The organism is Tepidimonas fonticaldi (assembly GCF_007556755.1).
Classification (GTDB): domain Bacteria; phylum Pseudomonadota; class Gammaproteobacteria; order Burkholderiales; family Burkholderiaceae_C; genus Tepidimonas; species Tepidimonas fonticaldi.
Genome location: NZ_VJOO01000004.1, coordinates 1 through 18,191 on the forward strand (window position 1 = coordinate 1; position 18,191 = coordinate 18,191).

Here is an 18,191-nt window from a genome sequence, read left to right on the forward strand (position 1 = left end):
TGACGACCTTGCGGCCAGCGTCGCGACCGGTGGCGATGCGGTAGGTCATCGAACTCATCCGCAGCCCATCCATGCCGTCGTCGCTACCCGCGCTGTCGGACAGGAACACGGATTCGTCTTCGCCTTCCAGCCAGCCGCGGCGCGTCAGGTGCCGGCACACGCGATGCGCGATGGTGTTGGCCAGTTTCGTCAGTTGCGCCGATGTGGGCGCAGTCGACGCGATCAAGCTCGACCGCGCCTTCGTCGCCGGCCTGCCCGAGGACCGCCACGACCTCGCCATCGTGCACGCCGTCGCCGCGCTCGCGCGCACGCTCGGCATCGAGGTGGTCGCCGAGGGCGTCGAGCACGAGCGCCAGTGCGCCTGCCTGCGCGAGTGCGGCATCGACGGCGCGCAGGGCTACCTGTTCGCGCCGGCGCTGGAGGCCGAGACGCTGCGCGCGCGGCTGGCCGCGGGTTGAGCCGGACGGGCGGGCACCGTCCGCAAGGCCCGCAAGGGACATCGACGAACAACGGCTCCTTGCGTCGCTTGCGGACGAACCGGCGACTTGCTACGGCGCCACTGCCTCGCGTTCGATGCCGTGCGCCTGCAGCCAGGCGACGACCTGCGCGCGTTCGGCGCGCGCCTGCGCGGTGAGGCGGTCGTCGGGGGTCTTGAACAGGTACGTCTGGAACGTCGCGCCCTGCCGGTTGCGCGCGCGCGGGTCGGCGCCGGCTTCGAGCAGGGCCAGCACCTGAGCGGCGTCGTTGAGCTTGGCCGCCTGGTGCAGCGGGGTGTTGCCCATGCGGTCGGCGCGGTTGGGGTCGGCGCCGGCTTCGAGCAGGCGCGCGAACTGCGCCCGGGTGCGCGCGCCGGTGGCCTCGGCGAGCGCGCTGGCGCCGGTTTCGGCGTGCGGCGCGTCGAGGTCGGCGCGGTGCGCGATCAGCGCGTCGAGATAGGCGGTGTCGTCGGCGAGCGCCGCACCGTGCACCGCGGTGCTGCCGCCCAGGCCCGGACGCGCCGGATGGGCGCCGGCCTCGAGCAGCGCCGTGAAGCCGCGCGGGCTTTGCGCGAGCATCGCGAACTGCAGCAGGGTCACGCCGCGCGCGCCGCGCGCGTTCGGATCCGCGCCCTGCCGCACCAGCGCGCGCACGCGCGCGGCGTCGCCCTCGGCGACCGCGGCCGCGAGTTCGGCCGCCTTCGGATCGGAAAAGGTCTCGCTCGCGTCCACGCGGTCTCCGGCTCGGCAGGCGGTCGCGCCGATCATCGCAAGCAGCAGGATCAGGACGGCGCGCATGCCGGAATTGTGCGCGGTGCGGGGGGATGTGCCAAGCGCGACAGCGGGCCCTCACCCCGACCCCTCTCCCGCAAGCGGGAGAGGGGCTGCGATGGAAACGGCAAGCGCAAGCCAGGGCCGCATCAGCGGTTCCAGGGCTGCTGCGTCTCCAGCGCCTCGATCACCGGCCCGATCATGTGCAGCTCGGTCGGCCGCGCCGCCTTGGCGGCGACGTATTCGGCGGTGCGGCGCCCCCGCATCCGCTGCGGGCCCAGCCATGGGCGTACAACACCGAGATCTACAAGCGCCGCAACGAAATCGAGCGCCTGTTGCGCCGTCTGAAAGGGTTCCGCCGCATCTTCAGCCGCTTCGACAAGCTCGACGTCATGTTCGCGGCCTTCATCCACTTCGCACTGATCGTCGAATCGTTGCGATAGTGTTAACAGGCCCTAGGCGGGGCGTTCAGGCGTCGGGTCCCAGGTAGATTTTGCGCAGCAGCCGGATCAGGGTGGCGCGTTCCCCGGCGTCCAGGTGGGTGACGTCGGAGGTTTCCAGCGCGCCCACCTGCGCCTGCGCCTGCGCCTGCACTTCGGCCCCCTGCGGCGTCACATACAGCCCCTGCGCCCGGCGATCCGTGGGGTGACCGCGTTTTTCCACCCAGCCCCGCCGTTCCAGCGCCCGCACCAGCCCCACCAGATTGGGCGGCAGGATGTCCAGTGCCGCGCAAACCTGCCGCGAGGTGATGCCCGGGTTATGCGCGATGACGGTCAGCACCGAAAAATCCACCACCCGCAAGCCAAACGGGGCCAGCCGCTGCAGCACATGGCCGATGATGGCCAGCGCCGCACGGCGCGCGTTGTAGCCGATCAGCGACTCCAGAAAACGCGTGTCCAGGCGCGGGGCGGGGGCGTCGGCGGCGTTTTCGCCGCAGCGCGGGGAGGGTTGCGGGGTATCCACGGCCGGGATGTTAGCGCGACTGCGCGCGCGGCCCGGACTGGGGTACCCCCGCCGGGGTGGTCCGCCGCGCGGGGCGGGCAATGGCACCTGCCAACCGCGGGGGGGCGGCCCGAGGCGGCTACCATGCCGGCCACCATGACCGATGTGATCTCGACCCCTGCCGCCGCCAGCACGGCCCGTGCCGACGTGCTGGTGCTGCAGCACACCCTGGAAGACCCGCCCGGCTACCTGGCGACATGGCTGGACGCCGTCGGGGCGCGCTGGGACGTGTTCTGCGCCGAGGCCGGGCAGACCTATCCGGATTCGGTGGCCGGCTACCGGGCGCTGGCGGTGCTGGGCGGGGAGTGGAGCGCCAACGACGAGCGCGCCAGCCTGCGCCACGCCGAGGCGCTGATCCGCGAGGCCGACGCGGCGGGCGTCCCGGTGCTGGGGCATTGCCTCGGCGCGCAGCTGATGGCGCGCGCGCTGGGCGGCCGGGTCGAGCGCCTGGCGCGGCCGGAGATCGGCTGGCTGCCGATCCGGCACGACGGCAGCGCCGCGGCGCGCGAATGGCTGGGCGAGGAGCCCGCCCCGGTGGTCTATCAGTGGCACTACGACGGCGTGGTGGCGCTGCCGCCGGGGGCGGCCGTGCTGGCGGCCTCGGACGCCTGCGCGGTGCAGGCGTTCGCGCTCGGGCCGCATCTGGGCATGCAGTTCCACATCGAGATCACGCCGCTCAAGATCGAGAGCTGGCTGGCTAACCCGGGCGAGGTGTATCCGGACGCGGTCGGCGCGCACCCGCAGACGGTGCAGGCGCCGGCGGCGATGCGCGCCGCCACTGCCGCCCACCAGGCCGCGAGTTACCGCCTGGCCGACCGCATCTACGGCGCGTGGCGGCGGCGCTGGCGCACGGCCTAGACGAGCGCGCGCTCGACCATCTCGCAGCGCCAGGCCTGCTCGGGCCAAACCCAGCGGTCGAAGGCCGCGCCAACCTCGCCGTCCCACGTCGCGTCGTGCCGGCCCAGCCGCGCACGCGCCCAGCCCATCAGCGTCAGCGCCACCGCGCGCAGGAAGTCCCCCGCCACGGGGAACAGCGCCAGCCGCCGGGCCTCGTCGGCCGCCGCCAGCCGGGTGAGCAGCGCGTGCAACCGCTGCGCGCCGGCGTGCCACGCGGCGTCGGCCGGCGCGTCGGCCTGCAGCTCGCGCACATAGCCGTGGCCGCCGAACACCTGCAGGCAGTCGCTGGCGCCGTGGAAGGCCTGTTCGGTCCACGCGGCCTTCAGCACCGGGGTGATCAGAGCGCACCATCGCTGCGCGGCTTGGCGGTGCGCGCCGTCCGGGTGGTGGTGGGCGACGTCGAGTGCCAGCGCCGTGCGGTAGGCCAGCAGCCGGCCGGTGTCGATCCAGGCGCGCTGCGTGTCCAGCAGCCGCCGCACCGCCGGGTGGTCGATGATCGGGTCGGCCGCCTGCGCCGGGTCGCGCCGCTGCGGCGCGCGCATCTGGCGCCGCTCGTGCGCGTAGGCGTGCGCCTTCTGCCACGCGGCGTCCAGCAGGCCGATGCCCTGCAGCGCCACGTGCAGCCGCGCCGCATTCATCATCACGAACATCGCCGCCAGCCCCTGGTGCGGCGCGCCGACCAGCCAGCCCTCGGCGCCGTCGAAGCGCAGCACGCAGGTGGGGCTGGCGTGCAGGCCCATCTTGGCCTCGATCCGTTCGCAGACGATGGCGTTGCGCCGGCCATCCGGCAGCCACTTCGGGGCGAGCAGCAGGCTCAGGCCCTTCGGGCCGGGCGGGGCGTCCGGCAGCCGCGCCAGCACCAGGTGCACGATGTTGTCGGTCAGGTCGTGCTCGCCGCCGGAGATGAAGATCTTCGTGCCCTCGATGCGGTAGCCGTCGTCGCCCGCCGGCGTGGCGCGCGTGCGCACCAGGCCCAGGTCGCTGCCGGCGTGCGGCTCGGTCAGTGCCATCGTGGCCAGCCACTCCCCGCTGACCAGCTTGGGCAGGTACTGCGCCTGCAGCGCGGGGCTGGCGTGGTGGCGCAGGCACTCCACCGCGCCGTGCAGCAGGCCGGGTGCCATGGTCCAGCCGTGGTTGGCGGCGCTCAGCCACTCGTACAGCACGAACTCCAGCGCCACCGGCAGGCCTTGGCCGCCCAGCGCCGGCGGGGCCGACAGCGCCGGCCAGCCGGCGCGCCAGAACGCCTGGTAGGCGTCGCGAAAGCCGGGCGGCATCGTCACCGCGCCGTCGTGCCAGCGCGCGCCGGTCTCGTCGCCGACGCGGTTCAGCGGCGCCACCACCTCGTGCACGAAGGTGGCGGCCTCCTCCAGCACCTGGCGGGTGAGGTCGGCGTCGGCGTGCTCGGCCAGCGCCGGCAGCTCGCGCCAAGTGGCCGGCGCATCCAGCACGTCCAGCAGCCAGCGCGCGGACAGCGCCGCGTCGGGGCGATAGGGCTGCGTCATTCCTTCAGCCTCCGCACAGGGCGCGGATGTCCGCGGGGATCGGGATCGCCTTGATGCGGTCCGGGTCGTCGGGGTGGCGGATGCAGAAGGCGCGCGTCTCGCGCCCCTCGCACAGCACGTCGTCGCCGCGGCGCACCACGTGGTGCTGGATGAAGACTTTTTCCCGCCATTCTTCCACCCGCGTATACACCTGCAGGCGCTCGCCGTAGGTGGCGGGCTTGAGGAAGCGGGTGTGGATCTCCAGCAGCGGCGTGCCGATGATGCCGCGCGTCTTGACCAGCTCGCGCCAGGGCGGCACGCCGCACTGCACGAAGAAGTGCAGCGACGCCGCGTCCATCCACTTGCTGAAGTTGGGGAAGAAGACGATGCCGGCCGGGTCGCAGTCGCCGAACATCACCTCCACCTCGTAGACCGTGGTCTTGCTCATCCGCAGGGCCTCCGGCAAGGGTCAACGCGGGGCCAGGCGCAGCGCGCCGTCCAGCCGGATCACCTCGCCATTGAGGTGGCCGTTGGTGACGATGTGGCAGGCCAGATCGGCAAACTCCTGGGGGCGGCCCAGCCGCGACGGGAACGGGATGCTGGCCGCCAGCGACTGCTGCACGGCCTCGGGCAAGGTGCGCATCAGCGGCGTGTCGAACAGCCCGGGCGCGATGGTGCAGACCCGAATGCCATGCTGCGCCAGATCGCGCGCCATGGGCAGCGTCATGCCCACCACGCCGCCCTTGGACGCGCTGTAGGCCTGCTGGCCGACCTGGCCGTCGAAGGCCGCCACGGAGGCGGTGAATACCATCACGCCGCGCTCGCCATCCTCCAGCGGGGGCAGGGCGGCGCAGGCGGCGGCGAACAGGCGCGCGGCGTTGTAGGTGCCGATCAGGTTGACGCGCACGACGCGCTCGAAGTCCTCCAGCGGGGCGGGCTGGCCGTCTTTGCCGACGATGCGCCGCGCGGTGCCGATACCGGCCACGTGCATCAGGATGCGCGCCGGGCCGAGCGCGGCGGCGGCCTGGGCAAAGGCGTCGCGCAGGCCGTCGGCGCTGGCGACATCGGCAGCCAGCGCCAGTGCCGTGCCGGCGCCGTGGGCGGCGTTCAAGTCGGCGGCGACGCGCGCGGCGGCTTCGCCCGACAGGTCGATGACGGCCACGCGTGCGCCACGGGCAGCCAGCTCGCGCGCCGTGGCCTCGCCAAGGCCGGAGCCGGCGCCGGTGACCAGGGCGGTTTGTCCATTCAGTTGCATCGGTGTCTCCTGGGGGCCGCGGGGAGGGCGGCCCAGCGTTGGGGGTGGGTGTTCGATCAGGCGGCGGTCGGGGCATCGGGGTTTTCCAGCAGCAGCGCGATGCCCTGGCCGCCGCCGATGCAGGCCGAGGCTACGCCGTAGCGCCCGCCGCAGGCGCGCAGCGCGCGCGCGCAGGTCAGCGTCAGCCGCACGCCGGTGGCCGCCAGCGGATGCCCCAGCGCGATGGCGCCGCCGTGCACGTTCAGGTGCGCCTCGTCCAGCCCCAGCTCGCGCGCCACGGCCAGCACCTGCGCGCCCTGCGCCTCGTTGATCTCGAAGCGGTCGATGGCGTCCAGCGTCAGCCCGGCGCGCTGCAGCAGCAGGCGGATCGCGGGTGCCGGGCCGATGCCCATGATCTCCGGCGGCACGCCGACCACCGCGGCGGCCGCCACGCGCGCCAGCGGCGCACGTCCGGTGCGCGTTTGCCAGTCGCGGGTGAACGCGCCACCCGCCACCACGGCGGCCGCCGCCGCATCCACCAGCGCCGAGCTGTTGCCGGCCGTCTGCACCCCGCCCGGGTGCACCGGGCGCAGGCGCGCCAGCGCCTCCAGCGGCGAGGGGCGCGGGTGGGTGTCGGTGTCCACGCGCTCCACTTTCGGCGGCAGGCGCAGCGCCCGCGGCGCGTAGCCCTCGCGCTCGAAGGTGGTGGGGGTGACGGGCTCGATCTCGCCGGCCAAAAAGCCACTTGCCTGCGCCGCCAATGCCCGCTCGAACGAGCGCGCCGCATAGGCGTCCACCTCGGCGCGGGTGATGCCATAGCGGCGCGCCAGGTTCTCGGCCGTGCCGATCATGTCGACGCCGGCGGCCGGGTCCTTCAGCGCCTCCCACATGAAATCCTCGAACTTGACTGGGGCGCCGAGCTTGAAGCCGGTGCGGTGCTCGAAGGCGGCGATGGGGTTGCGCGTCATGCTCTCGGTCCCCGCCAGCAGCGCCACGTCGACGCCGTCGCGCAGGTGCAGCCCGGCCTGGCGGAACAGCTCGAAGCCGGTGCCGCAGATGCGCTGTACCATCAGCGCCGGCACGTCGATCGGCACGCCGGCGTACAGGCCGATGTGGCGCGGCAGCATGTACTGAAAGCTATCGCCGGGGGCCATGTTGCCGGCCAGCACGGCGCCGACCGCCTCGGGCGCCACGGCGGCGCGCTGCAGCGCCGCGCGCGCGGCGTGGATGCCCAGGTCGGTGGGCGACAGGCTGCCGAAGGCGCCGCAGTAGTCCACCATCGGCGTGCGCGCGCCGTCCAAAATCCAGCAGTCGTCGAACAGGTTGAACAGGCCGCGCGGCTGGCGCAGGGGGTCGCTCATGGCAAGGTCCTCGTGGAGGGGGTGTCGGTCGGGGGCTAGACGGTGGGCTTGACGATGTGGCGCAGCGCATCGGCGTACAGCTGCTCCACCGTCTCGGCGCGGTGGGTGAGCACCGCCCGTTGGTTGATCGAGCCTTTGTCGGTAATCTCGCCGCGGTCGATGGTGGGCGGATCGGCCAGCAGTACCAGCCGGGCGATGCGGTTGGCGCTGCCGGTGGCCTGCCGCGCCAGCTCGTCGACCACGCGCTGGAAGTGCGCCAGCACCGCCGGGTGTTCGACTACGTCGTGCAGCGAGGCATCGGGCGGCAGCGGGCAGAGCTCGCGCACCCGGGGGGTGGGGAACACCAGCGCGCCCACCTCGTTGCGGTTCAGGCCCGTGATCACCGCGTCCTGCACGTAGGGGGCGCCCGCTGCGATCAGGCGTGCGCGCAGCGGGCCGACGCTGACGAAGGTGCCGGTGGCGAGCTTGAAGTCCTCCGCGATGCGGCCGTCGAAGCGCAGCCCGCGGTGCACGTCGGTTTCGTCGATCCAGCGCACCGCGTCGCCGGAGCGGAAGAACCCTTCCTCGTCGAAGGCGGCCGCGGTCTCGTCGGGGTTGCGCCAGTAGCCGGGCGTGACGTTGGGGCCGCGGTAGCGCACCTCGGTCTTGCCCTCGATGTCCACCAGCTTCACTTCCAGGCCCGGGGTGGGGATGCCCAGGTCGCCCGCGCGCACATCCGGGCTGGTGACGAAGAGCGCAAACGGCCCCGACTCCGTCATGCCCAGGCCGGAGGTCATGACGATGCGCTCGCCGGTCTCGCGCACCTCGCTCTCGTACAGGCTGTCCCAGATGGGTTGGGCCAGCGCCGCGCCGGCATAGAAGAACATGCGCACGCGCGACAGCAGGGTGCGGCGCAAGGCGTCGTCGGTCTTCATCGCGTGGGCGATCGCCTCGAACCCGGTCGGCACGTTGAAATACACGGTCGGTGCGATCTCGCGCAGGTTGCGCAGCGTCTCGCCGATCAGCGCCGGGGTGGGTTTGCCGTCGTCGATGTAGAGCGTGCCGCCGTGGTAGAGCACCATGCCGAAGTTGTGGTTGCCGCCAAACGTGTGGTTCCACGGCAGCCAGTCCACCAGCACCAGGTCGCCTTCGGCCAGCACGGGCATGGACTGCGTCATTTGCTGCTGGTTGGCGCACCACATGCGCTGGGTGTTGATGACGGCCTTGGGCGCTTTGGTCGAGCCGCTGGTGAACAAAAACTTGACGATGGTGTCCGGCCCCGTGGCGGCCATGGCGGCGTCCACGGCGTCGGTCGCAGGGGTGGACGCCAGCGCCGAGAACGACGTGGTGGGCCGATCGGGCAGCGCGCCTTCGGCCAGCACCGTCTCCACCTCGGTGGGCACCACGGCCTGGATGGCGCGGGCGTAGCGGGCATCTTGGGCGAACACCAGGCCCGGGGTGACCGTGCGCCAGACGTGGCGCAGCTTGTCGAAGTCGCTGCTGAGCAGCGCATAGGCCGGGGACGCCGGCACCCAGGGCACGCCCGCCACCAGACAGCCCAGCGCCAGCAGCGCGTGCTCCAGGCTGTTTTCGCTCAGAATCAGCACGGGCCGCTCGGCGGACAGTCCCCGCGACAGCAGGCCCTGGGCAATCGCGCGCGCGGTCTGCCAGGCCTCGGCAAACGTGACGTGCTGCCAGTCGCCCAGCCCCGTCGTGCCGTCGGCGCGCACCTCGCGCCGGCGGCGGGCGAACAGCGTGCGTTGCGGCCGGGTGTGCGCCCAGTGCTGCAGGCGATCCGTCAGGCGGTCGGGGTAGGGTTGCAGCGCCTGCTCGGCACGCAGGTAATGGGTGCCGCGCTCGCCGTCGCGCACCTGCACGCGCGTCACGCCAAAGCGCAGCGGGCGAAACGGCGCCTGTGCGGCATCGGGCGGCCCCGGTGGAATGTCCATCGCGTTCATGTCTCCTCGTCCTCTCTGGTCGTGCGTGTCGTGGGCGGCCGGCTCAGGCGTCTTTGCGCACTTTGGCGGCCTTGCCTTCCAGGAAGGCGCGCAGCCGGGCCTTGGCCTCCGGTGCCGCCTGGGCAATGGCGGAGATCAGCGCCTCGGTGAACAGGCCGTGGTCGCTGGCCTGCTCGGCAATGCGGGGCAGGGCGTGCATCAGCGCAAAGTTGGTCAGCGGGGCGTTCTCGGCGATGCGGCGGGCCAGCTCCAGCGCCTTGGGCAGCGCCTGGCCGGCCGGCACGCGGTACTGCGCCAGCCCGATGCGCTCGCCGGCCTCGGCGTCGTAGACCCGGCCGGTCAGCATCATCTCCATCATGCGCGGCACGCCGATCAGCTTGGGGATGCGCACCGAACCGCTGCCGCCCACGAAGATGCCGCGAGAGCCTTCGGGCAGGGCAAAGTACGCGCTGTCGTCCGCCACGCGTACATGGCAGGCGCTGGCCAGCTCCAGCCCGCCCCCGACCACGGCGCCATGCAGGGCCGCCACCACGGGCACGCGGCCCTTCTCGATGGCTTCCAGCGCCGTGTGCCACAGGCGGGAGTGCATCACGCCTTCCCCAGCATCGCGCTCGCGCAGTTCCGACAGATCCAGCCCGGCGCAGAAGTGCTCGCCCTCGCCGCAGATGACCGCGGCGCGCGCGGCCTCCGGCAGGGTTTCGAAGGTTTGGCGCAGCGCCAGGATCAGCCCATCCGACAGGGCATTGCGCTTGGCCGGGCGCCGCAACCGAACGATGGCGACGGCGCCGTCCAGGGTAACGTCGACGGCTTGGAGATCGGGGGTGGCATTCATGAATACAGTTACAAAAAATAACGATATGGCGAATGTAGCGGTTTCACGCCCCGTTTCGGATCCGGGAAAACCCGCAGACGCCATCTCCCCGATCCCAGGGCCACCCGAAGAGCCCGAGCGGGAGCGGCATACTCCCGTGCCATGCACGACGACGCTTCCAGCCCCTTCTATGCGGTCCATGACGGTGTGGCCACGATCACCCTCAACCGTCCGCGCCACCGCAATCGCCTGCACGACGAAGACTTGCGCGCGCTGGTGCGCCATGTCGAGTCGGCCAACCGCGACGCCTCGGTGCGGGTGCTCGTGCTCGGCGCGCGTGTGCTGCCGGATGCGCCGGTGTTCAGTGCCGGTTTCCACCTGGGCGGATTCGGGGCGGATGCCGGGGCGGCCGTCGATGCCTTTGCCCATGCAGCCGACGCGCTGGCCCGGGCGCGCCCGGTCACGGTCGCGGCCTTGGCCGGCAGTGTCTATGGCGGGGCCACCGACCTGGCCTTGGCGTGCGACTTTCGCATCGGTGTCCAGGGGATGGAGCTGCGCATGCCCGCAGCCGCGCTGGGCCTGCACTACTACCCCAGCGGCATGCGCCGCTGCGTGGCCACGCTGGGGTTGTCGGCGGCGCGCCGGCTGTTCCTGTTCGCGGAACCGCTGGGCGCGGCCGAACTGCTGGCGCTGGGCTATCTGGATGAGTTGGTCGAGCCCGCCGACTTGGACGCCGCCGTGCGCCGCCGGTGCGCGCAGGTGCTGGCCCTGGCACCGCTGGCCGTCCAGGGCATGAAACAGACACTGCACGACATCGCCCTGGGGGAGCGCCGCCCGGACGATTGGCGCGCGCGCGAGGTGGCGACCCACGCCAGCCGCGACTTCGCCGAAGGCCGAGCGGCGTTTGCCGAGCGCCGCCCCGCCCGCTTCGAGGGCCGTTGATCCCGCGCGACGGTCACAGACCGCCAATGGCCCCCAGCCGTTGCGACAGCCGTTCGGCGGCGGTGCGCAGGGCGTGGGCTTGGGTGCTGCCGGGGCTCAGGTCGAGCAGGGCACTGGGGCCGATGGCGGCAATCGCCAGGGCCAGGCGGCCAAAGCCGTCGAACACCGGCACCGCCATCGCGCTGATGCCGGGCAGCAGCTCGTCGCGCACGCGGCTCAGGCGCTCGCGTCGGATGGCGTCCAGCTCGGCCACGAAGGCCGGATCCTGCAGGGCGTGCGTTTCGCCCTCGCGCGCCAGGGCCTCGGTCACCGCCGCGGGGGGCGCAAAGGCGGCAAAGATTTTGCCCGTGCCCGTGTGGCGCAGCGACGCCGGAGTGCCGTGGCGCATGGCCACGTGCACAGCCGTGGGGCCGTGCTCCACATGCACGATGATGGGGCCCACCGGCCCCCACACCGCGGCCGACACCGTGCAACCCACCGCTTGCGCCAGCGCAGGCAGCTCGGCCACCGCCAGCCGCACCGGGTCCACCTGCTGCAGCCCGATCAGCCCCAGCTGCAACGCCAACGGCCCCAGGCCGTAGTGACCACTGACCGGGTCTTGCTCGATCAGGCCGATCTTGCCAAAGCTCACCAGATAGGGGTGCGCCTTGGCCGCGGCCATGCCCGCGGCGCGCGCCAAGTCCTTCAGCGGCAGGGCCGAGCCGCTGCGCACCAGCGCCTTGAGCAACTGCCCCCCCACCTCCACGCTCTGAATGCCGCGTGATCCGCGCGACTCGGCCTCGTCGCCCAGACCGCCGTCCGTCGCCAGGGAGGGTTGCCGTGCTGGATTCATGTCCATCATTGTCGGGCCGCCGCTCGGGTCGTGCGGGCGCACCGGCGTCAGGGTTTTCACTTAGTCGAATTCGTTAGACATGGTACAACGACCTCGCGTATCATCCGCGTTGTTGTATGACAAATGCGTTAGGTATGGATAAATTTCCGGCCTGCGCCCACGGAGTCCCCCGATGAGCACCAAAGCCTTTGCCAGCCAGGCCGACCTGCAGGACAAGCAGGTCAGCTTCACGAAGCTGTCCGACCACGCCTACGCCTACACCGCCGAGGGCGACCCCAACACCGGCGTCATCATCGGCGACGACGCCGTGATGGTGATCGACACCCAGGCCACCCCGGCGATGGCGCAGGACGTGATCCGCCGCATCCGCGAGGTCACCGACAAGCCGATCAAGTACGTGGTGCTGTCGCACTATCACGCGGTGCGCGTCCTGGGCGCCTCGGCCTACCAGCCGGAGCACATCATCGCCAGCCAGGACACCTACGACCTCATCGTCGAGCGCGGCGAGCAGGACAAGGCCAGCGAGATCGGCCGCTTCCCGCGTCTCTTCCGTGCGGTCGAGTCGGTGCCGCCCGGCCTGACCTGGCCGACCATCACCTTCACCGGCAAGATGACGATCTGGCTGGGCAAGCTGGAAGTGCAATTGCTGCAACTGGGCCGCGGCCACACCAAGGGCGACACGGTGGCCTGGCTGCCCCAGCAGAAGATCCTGTTCTCCGGCGACCTGGTCGAGTTCGACGCCACGCCCTATGCCGGGGATGCCTACTTCAAGGACTGGCCGCAGACGCTGGACAACATCGCCGCGCTCCGGCCCGAGAAGCTCGTGCCCGGCCGCGGTGCAGCGCTGCAAACGCCCGAGGAAGTGCAGGCGGGCCTGGCCGGCACCAAGGCGTTCATCTCCGACGTGTACGCCTGCGTCCAGGAAGGGGTGAAGGCCGGCAAGGACCTCAAGACGGTCTACAAGGACACCTACGCGCGGCTGCAGCCGAAGTACGGCCACTGGGTCATCTTCGACCACTGCATGCCGTTCGACGTGACGCGCTGCTACGACGAGGCCACGCAATACCCCGACCCGCGGGTGTGGACCGCCGAGCGCGACCGCCAGATGTGGGAAACCCTGGAAGGCTGATCCCGCACCACCTCAGAGGAGACAGATCATGAAGATCGAACGCATCCATCACGTCGCCTACCGCTGCAAGGACGCCAAGGAAACGGTCGAGTGGTACGTGAAGCACCTGAACATGAACTTCGTCCTGGCGATCGCCGAGGACCAGGTGCCGTCCACCAAGGCGCCCGATCCCTACATGCACGTGTTCCTGGACGCCGGCCAGGGCAACGTGCTTGCCTTCTTCGAGCTGCCCAACTCGCCGGCCATGGGCCGTGACGAGAACACGCCCGAATGGGTCCAGCACATCGCGTTCAAGGTGGACAGCGTGGAGACGCTCGAGGCCACGAAGGCGCGCCTGGAGGCGGCCGGCATCCCCGTCGTTGGCGTGACGGACCACACCATCTTCAAGAGCATCTACTTCTTCGACCCGAACGGCCACCGCGTGGAACTGGCGGCCGATGTCGGCACGCCCGACATGTACGAGAAGCTCGATGCGGTCAAGTGGGACATGCTCAACGAGTGGGCCCAGACCAAGCGCGCGCCGAAGCACGCCGCCTGGATGCACGAGAAGGAATTCCACGCGCTCGACTGAGCCGCCCGATTTCCGCGTGACAGTGACCCGTCGGCCGCTTCGCCAGCGGCTTGGGCTGGTTTCGCCCTGACGAACCCTTGACCATGTTGCACACCTACACCTATCCCAAGTACGAGTATCGGCAGAGCGACGAACAGCGCAGCGGCGAGCGTGTGCGCCACCCCGTGATGGTGATCGGCGCCGGCCCCGTCGGCATGACCCAGGCCTTGGACTGCGCGGCCCGTGGCATTCCCACCGTGGTGCTGGACGACAACAACACCGTGAGCATCGGCTCGCGAGCCGTCTGCTACGCCAAGCGCCCGCTGGAGATCTGGGATCGCCTGGGCCTGGGTGACGATCTGGTGGCCCAGGGGGTGCAATGGAAGGTGGGGAAGGTGTTCTTCCGCGACGAGCTGGTCTACCAGTTCGACCTGCTGCCCGAAGACCACCACAAGATGCCGGCGATGATCAACCTCCAGCAGTACTACCTGGAGGAGCGGCTGGTGCGCGCGTGCGACGAGTCACCGCTGGTGGACCTGCGCTGGAAGCACAAGGTGCTGGCGATCGAGACGCACGACGACCACGTGGTGCTGACGATCGAGACGCCCGACGGCATCTTCAAGACCGAGGCGTCGTGGCTGATCGCCTGCGACGGCGCCAGCAGCGACACGCGCCGCATGATCGGCGCGGACTTCACCGGCCAGTTCTTCCAGGACCGCTTCCTCATCGCTGACGTGGTGATGAAGGCCGACTTCCCGACCGAGCGCTGGTTCTGGTTCGACCCGCCCTTCCACCGCAACCAGAGCGTGCTGCTGCACAAGCAGTGCGACAACGTCTGGCGCATCGACTTCCAGCTCGGCTGGGATGCCGACCCCAACGAGGAGAAGAAGCCCGAGAAGGTCATCCCCCGCATCCAGGCGATGCTGGGGCCGGACGTGCCGTTCGAGCTGGAGTGGGTGTCGGTGTACCAGTTCGCGTGCCGGCGCATCGACCGCTTCCGCCACGGCCGCGTGATCTTCGCCGGCGATGCGGCGCACCAGGTCTCGCCCTTCGGCGCGCGCGGGGCCAACAGCGGCGTGCAGGACTGCGACAACCTGAGCTGGAAGCTCAAGGCGGTGCTGGACGGCGACGCGCCCGAGGCCCTGCTGGATACCTACCACGACGAGCGCGCGTTCGCCGCCGACGACAACCTGCTCAACTCCACGCGCTCGACGGACTTCATCACGCCCAAGAGCCGCACCTCGCTGCGCCTGCGCAATGCGGTGCTGGAGCTGGCGCGCACCGAGCCGTTCGCGCGCCCGCTGGTCAACAGCGGGCGGCTGTCGACGCCGACGCCCTATGTGCACTCGCCGCTCAACACCCCCGATGCCGAGACCGCCGAGCCGTTCGCTGGCCGCATGACCCCTGGCACCAACTGCGCCGATGCCCCGGTCGAGGTGAACGGCCAGCCGGGCTGGCTGCTCAACCAACTGGGCCGCGGCTTCGTGCTGCTGAGTTTTGGCCCGGCCGAGCCGGTGCGCCTCGGCGGCGTCGAGGCCCAGGTTCTGCAGGTCGGGCGCGACCTGATCGACCGCGCCGGCGTGCTCACCCAACGCTACGATGGTCAGCCGGGCACGGTGTACCTGATCCGCCCCGATCAGTACGTCGCGGCCCGCTGGCGCCGCTTCGACCGCGCCGCGGCCGAGGCCGCGCTGGCGCGGGCGCTGGGCCATGCCCTCGCTTGATGCCATTTTCCGCGACGCCCCCGTGCCCCGGAGACCTGTCATGCCTTTGAACCGTCAACCCCACATCGCCGAGCCCGACGCCTTTTACGAGGAACTGATCCACGCCCAGCGCGACCTCCAGGACGAGCAGGCGGAGATGTTCTTGGCCAAGCTCGTGCTGATCCTGGCCAACCACGTCGGCGACCGCGCCGTGCTGTCCGAGGCGATCGCGCTGGCCCGCGCCAACACCCTCGCGACGGCCGGCTGAACGCCACCCCGGCCGGATACCTTCGAGCGCGATACCCCGCCCACACCCTTGCCGCCCATGTCCTTGCTCAACGAAACCCACGACCCCGCCCTGCGCAGCTGGGTGGACGGTGCCAACCGCCCGGGTCACGACTTTCCCATCCAGAACCTGCCGTTTGCCAGCTTTCGCCGACGCGATCGCGGCGAATCCTGGCGCGGCGGGGTGGCGATCGGCGACGCCATCGTCGATCTGGCGGCGCTGCACCGGGCCCACCCGTTCGAGGGTCTGGCCGCCGAGGCGCTGGCTGCGGCGGCACAGCCGCAGCTCAATGCGCTGATGGCCTTGGGGCCGGCCCACTGGAGCGCGCTGCGGCTGGCCCTGTCGCGGGCGCTGCGCGAGGGCAGCCCCCAGCGCACCGTCATCGAGCCCTGTCTGGTGCCGCAGGCCGAGGCCGAGTACGGCCTGCCGGCGCGCATCGGCGACTACACCGATTTCTACACCTCGGTTCACCACGCCACCAACATCGGCCGCCAGTTCCGGCCCGACAACCCGCTGCTGCCCAACTACAAATGGGTGCCCATCGGCTACCACGGCCGCAGCTCCAGCATCGGGGTGTCGCCGCAGGCCTTTTACCGGCCGCGCGGGCAGGTCAAGGCGCCGGACGCCGATGCCCCCACCCTCGCGCCCAGCCGGCGGCTGGACATCGAATTGGAACTGGGCGTCTTCGTCGGGCCCGGCAACGCGCTGGGTGACGCGATCCCCGTGGCCGAGGCCGAGGCGCATGTGTTCGGCATCGTGCTGCTCAACGACTGGTCGGCGCGCGACATCCAGGCCTGGGAATACCAGCCGCTCGGGCCGTTCCTGGCCAAGAACTTTGCCACCACGATCTCGCCCTGGGTCGTGACGCTGGAGGCGCTGGCCCCGTACCGCGTCCCCTTCGAGCGGCCGGCCACCGACCCCCAGCCGTTGCCGTATCTGGACGATCCGGCCAACCGCGCGCAGGGGGCGTTCGACATCCGCCTGTCGATCGGCTGGCAGACGCCGCGCATGCGCGAGCAGGGGATGGCCGACCACGTGGTGGCGCAGACCAGCTACCGCCACGCCTATTGGACCGTGGCGCAGATGGTGGCCCACCACACGGTCAATGGCTGCAATCTGCAGCCGGGGGATTTGCTGGGCACCGGCACGCTCTCCGGCCCGACGCTGGAGCAGGCGGCGGCTTTCATTGAGCTCACGCTCGGTGGCAAACAGCCCCTGAGCCTGCCCGGTGGCGAGCAGCGCACCTTTCTGGAGGACGGCGACACGGTCGTGCTGCGCGGCTGGTGCGAGGCGCCGGGGGCGGCGCGCATCGGCTTTGGCGAGTGCCGCGGTACCGTGCTGCCCGCCCGCGGCTGATGATGGGCCCCCACCCCGAGGACCGGCCGCCGGGCCATGGCGTGCCGTTGAACCGGGTATTGCGTTTTGCTATAGCAGTTTGTTTGCCATGGCAGTTTTGCAGGCTAACGGCACGCACTACAGTTCATGCGCACGACCGTCGGGCCGACGGTTCCGGGCGCCTAGGGCAAACCCCTGGGTTTGAAATCGGCACGCCGATTGATTCATTGTAATAATCGTCAGTGTGCTGTTTATTTTCGGCATATCCACCCTCGCGCGGCCACCCGCGCCATCGCAATCCGCAGGAGACATGACATGAAAACCCCCTGGTCGCTTCGTGCACTGACCGTCGCCCTCGGTGGCGCGGTGTTGGCCGGTGCCGCGTGGGCACAGCAGGTGACGCTGCGCGTGCACCACTTTCTGCCCGCGCAGGCCAACGTGCCGCGCCTGGCCATCGAGCCGTGGGCCAAAAAGATCGAGGCCGAGTCCGGCGGCCGCATCAAAGTGCAGATCTTCCCGGCCATGCAGATGGGCGGCACGCCGGCGCAGTTGTTCGACCAGGCGCGCGACGGCGTGGCCGATGTGACCTGGACGGTGCTGGGCTACACCCCCGGCCGTTTCCCGAAGATGGAGGTGTTCGAGCTGCCCTTCATCACCCCGAACAGCGACCGCGCCGGCGAAATCACCTCGCGAGCGGCCTGGGAGTTCGCGCAACGCTTTGCGGCCGACGAGTTCAAGGACGTCAAGCTGATTGCGGTGCACACCCACGGCCCGGGCCTATTCCACACCAAGCAGCCCGTCACGGGGCTGGAGAGCGTGCGCGGCATGAAAATCCGCGGTGGCACGCGCATCGTCAACAACATGCTCACCAAGCTGGGCGCCACGCCCGTGGGCATGCCCGTGCCGCAGGTCACCGAGGCGCTGTCCAAGGGCGTGATCGACGGCACCACCATTCCCTGGGAGGTGGGCCCGTCCCTGCGCGTGCACGAGATGGTGAAGAACCACACCACCTTCGCCGGCGACAAGGCGCTCTACAACATGGCCTTTGCGTTTTCGATGAACAAGGCCAAGTACGAGTCGCTGCCGCCCGATCTCAAGAAGGTCATCGACGACAACGCCGGGGCGGAGACGTCGGCCTTCTTTGGCAAGGCCATGGACCAGGGTGACAAGAGCGGCCGGGAAATCGCCACCAAGGCCGGCAACAAGATCACCCAGCTCGAGCTGGCCGAGACCCAGCGCTGGCTGCGCATCGCAGGCAGCGTGGAGGACGACTGGGTCAAAGAGGTTCGAGCCAAGGGCATCGACGGCGCCCAGCTGGCGAGCGAGGCGCGGGCCCTGCTGGCCAAGTACGCCAAGTAAACTGTCGTGCAGTGGGCGCATGCATGGCGATTCGCCATGCGCGTTTGGCTGCCGGTGGCGCCCCGGTCCCGGGGGCGCTCCACAA

At 70.7% G+C, this 18,191-nt stretch carries 18 protein-coding genes and 2 pseudogenes; 10 read left to right on the forward strand and 10 right to left on the reverse strand.

Annotated elements, in window-relative coordinates; genetic code table 11:
• Nucleotides 1-217 (reverse strand): annotated as a pseudogene (locus Tfont_RS15120) (IS91 family transposase); the annotation flags it as partial.
• Here Tfont_RS15120 and Tfont_RS03190 point away from each other — a divergent pair.
• Entirely contained in the window at nt 171-458 is a 288-nt protein-coding gene (locus tag Tfont_RS03190; RefSeq protein ID WP_185974458.1) for an EAL domain-containing protein, read from the forward strand. The pseudogene Tfont_RS15120 and the gene Tfont_RS03190 sit on opposite strands and share 47 nt — an antisense overlap.
• Nucleotides 459-548: 90 nt before the next feature.
• Here Tfont_RS03190 and Tfont_RS03195 read toward each other — a convergent pair whose 3' ends face one another.
• Complete coding sequence (locus Tfont_RS03195) at nt 549-1,274, reverse strand: ankyrin repeat domain-containing protein (RefSeq protein WP_130104402.1); 726 nt, start codon at nt 1,272-1,274, stop codon at nt 549-551.
• A 230-nt stretch (nt 1,275-1,504) separates the two neighbouring features.
• Here Tfont_RS03195 and Tfont_RS03200 point away from each other — a divergent pair.
• Nucleotides 1,505-1,690: pseudogene (locus Tfont_RS03200) on the forward strand (IS5-like element ISCARN85 family transposase); the annotation flags it as partial.
• Nucleotides 1,691-1,715: 25 nt separating this feature from the next.
• On the opposite strand, the gene Tfont_RS03205 reads toward Tfont_RS03200, so the two are convergent.
• Nucleotides 1,716-2,219 carry a MarR family winged helix-turn-helix transcriptional regulator gene (locus Tfont_RS03205; protein WP_143968463.1) on the reverse strand — a complete coding sequence of 168 codons (504 nt, stop codon included), beginning with the start codon at nt 2,217-2,219 and terminating at the stop codon, nt 1,716-1,718.
• A gap of 126 nt (nt 2,220-2,345) precedes the next feature.
• On the opposite strand from Tfont_RS03205, the gene Tfont_RS03210 reads away from it, so the two are divergent.
• Entirely contained in the window at nt 2,346-3,107 is a 762-nt protein-coding gene (locus Tfont_RS03210; protein ID WP_143968361.1) for a type 1 glutamine amidotransferase, read from the forward strand.
• Here the strand turns inward: Tfont_RS03210 and Tfont_RS03215 are convergent.
• Genes Tfont_RS03215 through Tfont_RS03240 form a run of 6 tightly spaced genes read right to left on the reverse strand, consistent with a single transcriptional unit; the run spans nt 3,104 to nt 9,991 of the window.
• Complete coding sequence (locus Tfont_RS03215; RefSeq protein ID WP_143968362.1) at nt 3,104-4,648, reverse strand: acyl-CoA dehydrogenase family protein; 1,545 nt, start codon at nt 4,646-4,648, stop codon at nt 3,104-3,106. The two genes, Tfont_RS03210 and Tfont_RS03215, sit on opposite strands and share 4 nt — an antisense overlap.
• Nucleotides 4,649-4,652: 4 nt before the next feature.
• Nucleotides 4,653-5,075: an acyl-CoA thioesterase gene (locus tag Tfont_RS03220; RefSeq protein WP_143968363.1), complete on the reverse strand. Its 423-nt coding sequence runs from the start codon at nt 5,073-5,075 to the stop codon at nt 4,653-4,655.
• Between the two features lie 21 nt (nt 5,076-5,096).
• Nucleotides 5,097-5,882 (reverse strand): SDR family NAD(P)-dependent oxidoreductase, encoded by a 786-nt coding sequence (locus Tfont_RS03225; RefSeq protein WP_143968364.1) that lies wholly within the window; start codon nt 5,880-5,882, stop codon nt 5,097-5,099.
• 56 nt (nt 5,883-5,938) lie between these two features.
• Nucleotides 5,939-7,222, reverse strand: a complete 1,284-nt coding sequence (locus Tfont_RS03230) for a thiolase family protein (RefSeq protein ID WP_068607536.1) — start codon at nt 7,220-7,222, stop codon at nt 5,939-5,941.
• A gap of 35 nt (nt 7,223-7,257) precedes the next feature.
• Nucleotides 7,258-9,159: a feruloyl-CoA synthase gene (locus Tfont_RS03235; RefSeq protein ID WP_143968365.1), complete on the reverse strand. Its 1,902-nt coding sequence runs from the start codon at nt 9,157-9,159 to the stop codon at nt 7,258-7,260.
• A gap of 43 nt (nt 9,160-9,202) precedes the next feature.
• Nucleotides 9,203-9,991: a crotonase/enoyl-CoA hydratase family protein gene (locus tag Tfont_RS03240; protein ID WP_143968366.1), complete on the reverse strand. Its 789-nt coding sequence runs from the start codon at nt 9,989-9,991 to the stop codon at nt 9,203-9,205.
• Nucleotides 9,992-10,132: 141 nt separating this feature from the next.
• Between Tfont_RS03240 and Tfont_RS03245 the strand changes: the two genes are divergently transcribed.
• Entirely contained in the window at nt 10,133-10,912 is a 780-nt protein-coding gene (locus Tfont_RS03245) for an enoyl-CoA hydratase/isomerase family protein (protein ID WP_143968367.1), read from the forward strand.
• Nucleotides 10,913-10,925: 13 nt separating this feature from the next.
• Here Tfont_RS03245 and Tfont_RS03250 read toward each other — a convergent pair whose 3' ends face one another.
• Nucleotides 10,926-11,750, reverse strand: a complete 825-nt coding sequence (locus Tfont_RS03250; protein WP_143968464.1) for an IclR family transcriptional regulator — start codon at nt 11,748-11,750, stop codon at nt 10,926-10,928.
• Nucleotides 11,751-11,916: 166 nt separating this feature from the next.
• On the opposite strand from Tfont_RS03250, the gene Tfont_RS03255 reads away from it, so the two are divergent.
• From Tfont_RS03255 to Tfont_RS03280, 6 genes are all read left to right on the forward strand, one after another.
• Nucleotides 11,917-12,873 (forward strand): MBL fold metallo-hydrolase, encoded by a 957-nt coding sequence (locus tag Tfont_RS03255; RefSeq protein ID WP_143968368.1) that lies wholly within the window; start codon nt 11,917-11,919, stop codon nt 12,871-12,873.
• 28 nt (nt 12,874-12,901) lie between these two features.
• The gene (locus Tfont_RS03260) at nt 12,902-13,444 is read left to right on the forward strand and encodes a VOC family protein (protein ID WP_143968369.1); all 543 of its coding nucleotides are present in this window, start codon (nt 12,902-12,904) and stop codon (nt 13,442-13,444) included.
• An 83-nt stretch (nt 13,445-13,527) separates the two neighbouring features.
• A complete protein-coding gene (locus Tfont_RS03265; RefSeq protein WP_143968370.1) occupies nt 13,528-15,147 on the forward strand; it encodes an FAD-dependent oxidoreductase in 1,620 nt (539 codons plus the stop codon).
• 40 nt (nt 15,148-15,187) lie between these two features.
• Nucleotides 15,188-15,394 (forward strand): DUF2783 domain-containing protein, encoded by a 207-nt coding sequence (locus tag Tfont_RS03270; RefSeq protein ID WP_143968371.1) that lies wholly within the window; start codon nt 15,188-15,190, stop codon nt 15,392-15,394.
• Between the two features lie 57 nt (nt 15,395-15,451).
• Nucleotides 15,452-16,768 (forward strand): fumarylacetoacetase, encoded by a 1,317-nt coding sequence (gene fahA / locus Tfont_RS03275; RefSeq protein WP_143968372.1) that lies wholly within the window; start codon nt 15,452-15,454, stop codon nt 16,766-16,768.
• 294 nt (nt 16,769-17,062) lie between these two features.
• On the forward strand, nt 17,063-18,106 hold the full coding sequence (locus Tfont_RS03280) for a TRAP transporter substrate-binding protein (protein ID WP_143968373.1): 1,044 nt from the start codon (nt 17,063-17,065) through the stop codon (nt 18,104-18,106).
• Nucleotides 18,107-18,191: the final 85 nt, after the last annotated feature.

What these genes read in the sequence shown, in the direction of transcription:
- Tfont_RS03280 (WP_143968373.1), top strand. Translation starts at nt 17,063, where the DNA reads ATGAAAACCCCCTGGTCGCTTCGTGCACTGACCGTCGCCCTCGGTGGC.
- Tfont_RS03210 (WP_143968361.1), top strand. Translation starts at nt 2,346, where the DNA reads ATGACCGATGTGATCTCGACCCCTGCCGCCGCCAGCACGGCCCGTGCC.
- Tfont_RS03225 (WP_143968364.1), bottom strand. Translation starts at nt 5,882, where the DNA reads ATGCAACTGAATGGACAAACCGCCCTGGTCACCGGCGCCGGCTCCGGC.
- Tfont_RS03250 (WP_143968464.1), bottom strand. Translation starts at nt 11,750, where the DNA reads ATGGACATGAATCCAGCACGGCAACCCTCCCTGGCGACGGACGGCGGT.
- Tfont_RS03220 (WP_143968363.1), bottom strand. Translation starts at nt 5,075, where the DNA reads ATGAGCAAGACCACGGTCTACGAGGTGGAGGTGATGTTCGGCGACTGC.
- Tfont_RS03195 (WP_130104402.1), bottom strand. Translation starts at nt 1,274, where the DNA reads ATGCGCGCCGTCCTGATCCTGCTGCTTGCGATGATCGGCGCGACCGCC.
- Tfont_RS03235 (WP_143968365.1), bottom strand. Translation starts at nt 9,159, where the DNA reads ATGAACGCGATGGACATTCCACCGGGGCCGCCCGATGCCGCACAGGCG.
- Tfont_RS03265 (WP_143968370.1), top strand. Translation starts at nt 13,528, where the DNA reads ATGTTGCACACCTACACCTATCCCAAGTACGAGTATCGGCAGAGCGAC.
- Tfont_RS03240 (WP_143968366.1), bottom strand. Translation starts at nt 9,991, where the DNA reads ATGAATGCCACCCCCGATCTCCAAGCCGTCGACGTTACCCTGGACGGC.
- Tfont_RS03245 (WP_143968367.1), top strand. Translation starts at nt 10,133, where the DNA reads ATGCACGACGACGCTTCCAGCCCCTTCTATGCGGTCCATGACGGTGTG.
- Tfont_RS03270 (WP_143968371.1), top strand. Translation starts at nt 15,188, where the DNA reads ATGCCTTTGAACCGTCAACCCCACATCGCCGAGCCCGACGCCTTTTAC.
- fahA (WP_143968372.1), top strand. Translation starts at nt 15,452, where the DNA reads ATGTCCTTGCTCAACGAAACCCACGACCCCGCCCTGCGCAGCTGGGTG.
- Tfont_RS03230 (WP_068607536.1), bottom strand. Translation starts at nt 7,222, where the DNA reads ATGAGCGACCCCCTGCGCCAGCCGCGCGGCCTGTTCAACCTGTTCGAC.
- Tfont_RS03215 (WP_143968362.1), bottom strand. Translation starts at nt 4,648, where the DNA reads ATGACGCAGCCCTATCGCCCCGACGCGGCGCTGTCCGCGCGCTGGCTG.
- Tfont_RS03190 (WP_185974458.1), top strand. Translation starts at nt 171, where the DNA reads ATGGTGTTGGCCAGTTTCGTCAGTTGCGCCGATGTGGGCGCAGTCGAC.
- Tfont_RS03260 (WP_143968369.1), top strand. Translation starts at nt 12,902, where the DNA reads ATGAAGATCGAACGCATCCATCACGTCGCCTACCGCTGCAAGGACGCC.
- Tfont_RS03255 (WP_143968368.1), top strand. Translation starts at nt 11,917, where the DNA reads ATGAGCACCAAAGCCTTTGCCAGCCAGGCCGACCTGCAGGACAAGCAG.